This is a genomic window from Micromonospora sp. CB01531 (assembly GCF_001905095.1).
GTDB lineage: Bacteria > Actinomycetota > Actinomycetes > Mycobacteriales > Micromonosporaceae > Micromonospora.
Genome location: NZ_LWLS01000048.1, coordinates 1 through 2,631 on the forward strand (window position 1 = coordinate 1; position 2,631 = coordinate 2,631).

Here is a 2,631-nt window from a genome sequence, read left to right on the forward strand (position 1 = left end):
TATGTCCAAAGCCTGGGAGTTAACGGGCTCTGGCGCAGAAACGGTGGTGGGAACTGTCCTGAGTGGCCGCCGCTGTGCGTGATCATGACGCCCGTGTGACTTGATCAAGTCGGTACTCCCTAGGCTGTCTTCGCTGGCAATCGAGCAGGTGATCGATCAAGGGGCGGTCGTGCAGGTCGTGGCCCGAACAGCGGGGACGCCAGCGGCCTGCCCGCAGTGCGGGCAGCTCAGCGACCGCGTCCACGCCTATCGCCAGCGCCATCTGGCTGATCTCCCGGTCGGCGGGCGGGCAGTCATCGTGCAGGTGCGGGTTCGCCGGCTGGTCTGCGCCACGGAGTCCTGCTCACAGCGGACGTTTCGCGAGCAGGTTCCCGCGCTGGCGCAGCAGCCGGCATCGCGGACCCGGCACCTGACCGCCCTGGTCGCCGATCTTGCGGTGATCAGCGCTGGCCGTGCCGGTGCGGCGGTGTTATCGAGGCCAACATTTCACGCGCACTTGGTCTTCACCACGAAGTACCGACGCGGGGCGCTCACCGATCCGATCCTCACCCGCTGCCAACAGGTCATGGCCGAGGTGTGCCAGGACTTCAGCGCCGAACAGCGGGAGTTCAACGGCGCCGACGACCACGTGCATCTGGTCGTCCACTACCCGCCGAGCGTCACCCTGTCGCGGCTGGTCAACAGTCTCAAAGGCGTCTCATCTCGATACCTACGCCGCGAGTTCACCGGACACCTGCGCAAGTACCTGTGGGACGAGCATCTATGGTCGCCCTCGTACTTCGCCGGGTCATGCGGCGCCGCGTCCCTCACAGTGATCAAGGAGTGCATCGAGAACCAGAAACGTCCCCGTCCGTGACGGCGTTCCGGCCGTATATGGCCAGGGTTCCCGCCTTATCAACCGCTGAAACGGTAGATGTAGGGCCGCGAACGCGGGAGACCAGTGTGCCCAACACCGTTCGGGGCACGCGGCTGAGCACGTGCAACTCATGAGCAGTCCATAGGAACGGTCGGGTGGCTCAAGAGTGCCGGTCCGGCACGAGGAGGATCGGACTCGCCGCGGTTTCGACGACTGCACGTGCCCAGGGGCGGAGGCGGCGCCTGAACGGTCGGTGGGGCCGCTGCGCCTCTGGCAGCACCAGTAGTGCCGCGCCGTGCGACTCGGCGACGATCCGCTGTCCGACCGGCCCGGTCACGACTTCGTCACGTACGGCGACCTCTGGAAAGCGCTGCCGCCACCGGTCGAGCCGGACACCTTGACGCGGAGCCGTGTCGAGAAGCAACGCAGTTAGATCGATGCCGCGCCGCCGGGCCTCGCGGAACGCCACGTCCACGGCGGTCTCGGACCCCCGCTCCCCGTCATACGCCAGCACGACCCGCCCCCCCGACGGTCCGGGCTCGATCTCGCCGACGAAGCTGACGACGGCGACCGGTCCGCGGGACCGGCCCAGGACCTTGGCGACGGTCCGGCCACGGGACGATCCGTGCACAGGACGCCCCAGGACGACGAGCGCGCTCGGCGGTGCCTCCTGCAAAATCGCGGATGCCGATGAGCCGGGCATGATCCGGGTGGTCACCGCCACCTCGGGTGCGATGTATCGCACCCGAGCTGCCGCGTCGTCTACGACGGACGCGGCGGTGCCAATCGCCGCGAACTCGATGCCGGTGGCCGCGACCAGGGCGAAGGGATCGAGCGCCGAAGGTGCGTGGAATGCGTGCACGATACGCAGCTCTGCGCCGCAAACCATGGCCTGAGCGGCCGCCCAGTCCAGCGCGTCCACGCTGCCGAAGCCTCCGTCTACGGCCACGACCACCAGCTCCCTGCTTCTGACGGGCCCAGCGGGTCGGGCCCGGGCGCCGAATCGTGGTGTTGTGGTCATGGCCGGTCCCCCTCGCGCGCACCGCGCACGAGCGTGCGCCGCCCTCACCATCGCGCCGCTAGCCCTCACATCGCACCCGTGGGCCCACGGGTCAGTGACCTACGCACACCCGGTTCTGAACGGCCAGGCATCACTCATACAGCAGGAGGGCGTCGCCGGCGCTGGACGAGGGCGCTGGCCGGCACATGTTGGCCTCGCTCGTGCGTGTCCGATTCATCTGGTGCCCGGGCCAGATGGACACCAGGGTTTCTCCCTGGTGTGACCAGGTTGCCGCCGAAGCAATCTCGGTGACCCGATCGCAATCAGCTTCCTGCTCTCGTGTCCTGAGTCGTTGAAAGCTTTATTGATTCGGGTGCAGTAGCTGGCGAGGTTTTCGAGGACCTAGTCGGCGGTTTGGTCCAGACAAGAGTTTGGGGTTGTCGTTCGGCCTCGCACGGCTCTTGCCGTCGCTGGTGCGCCGGTTGAGGTACGCGCGGGTATGCGGGCGCCAGCGCAGGCAGGTCAGGACGATGTGGTAGTGGACGGCGTTGGCCTGCTGGTCGCCGCCCGCGGTCGAGGCGTCGGCGTTGGTCTTGCCGGAGGATGCCTCGACCGGGCCGGCTCCGCGCAGGGCAGCGAAGGAAGCTTCGCTGGCCATGCGCTCAGGGTTTCGCCGATGGTGATGAGCAGGGCGGCGGCGCTGTCAGGGCCGACACCGACGCGTTGCAGCAGCTGAGGGGCGTACGCGGCGACCAGGGCGGTGATCTGCTTTTCC

General features: G+C 67.8%; 3 protein-coding genes and 1 pseudogene. 2 read left to right on the forward strand and 2 right to left on the reverse strand.

Annotated elements, in window-relative coordinates; genetic code table 11:
* Positions 1-178: 178 nt before the first annotated feature.
* Positions 179-319 (forward strand): annotated as a pseudogene (locus A6A27_RS46785) (transposase family protein); the annotation flags it as partial.
* 120 nt (positions 320-439) lie between these two features.
* Positions 440-856: an IS200/IS605 family transposase gene (gene tnpA / locus A6A27_RS45780; RefSeq protein ID WP_443189954.1), complete on the forward strand. Its 417-nt coding sequence runs from the start codon at positions 440-442 to the stop codon at positions 854-856.
* A 160-nt stretch (positions 857-1,016) separates the two neighbouring features.
* Here the strand turns inward: tnpA and A6A27_RS08235 are convergent, their stop codons facing one another.
* Together A6A27_RS08235 and A6A27_RS08240 are read right to left on the reverse strand one after the other, a co-directional pair.
* On the reverse strand, positions 1,017-1,928 hold the full coding sequence (locus A6A27_RS08235; RefSeq protein WP_083672494.1) for a universal stress protein: 912 nt from the start codon (positions 1,926-1,928) through the stop codon (positions 1,017-1,019).
* A gap of 289 nt (positions 1,929-2,217) precedes the next feature.
* Positions 2,218-2,514: a transposase gene (locus A6A27_RS08240; protein ID WP_073833952.1), complete on the reverse strand. Its 297-nt coding sequence runs from the start codon at positions 2,512-2,514 to the stop codon at positions 2,218-2,220.
* Between the last annotated feature and the right edge of the window lie 117 nt (positions 2,515-2,631).

Bases quoted from the DNA above. Each gene is read 5' to 3' on its own strand.
- A6A27_RS08235 (WP_083672494.1), bottom strand. From the start codon at position 1,928: ATGGTGAGGGCGGCGCACGCTCGTGCGCGGTGCGCGCGAGGGGGACCG.
- A6A27_RS08240 (WP_073833952.1), bottom strand. From the start codon at position 2,514: ATGGCCAGCGAAGCTTCCTTCGCTGCCCTGCGCGGAGCCGGCCCGGTC.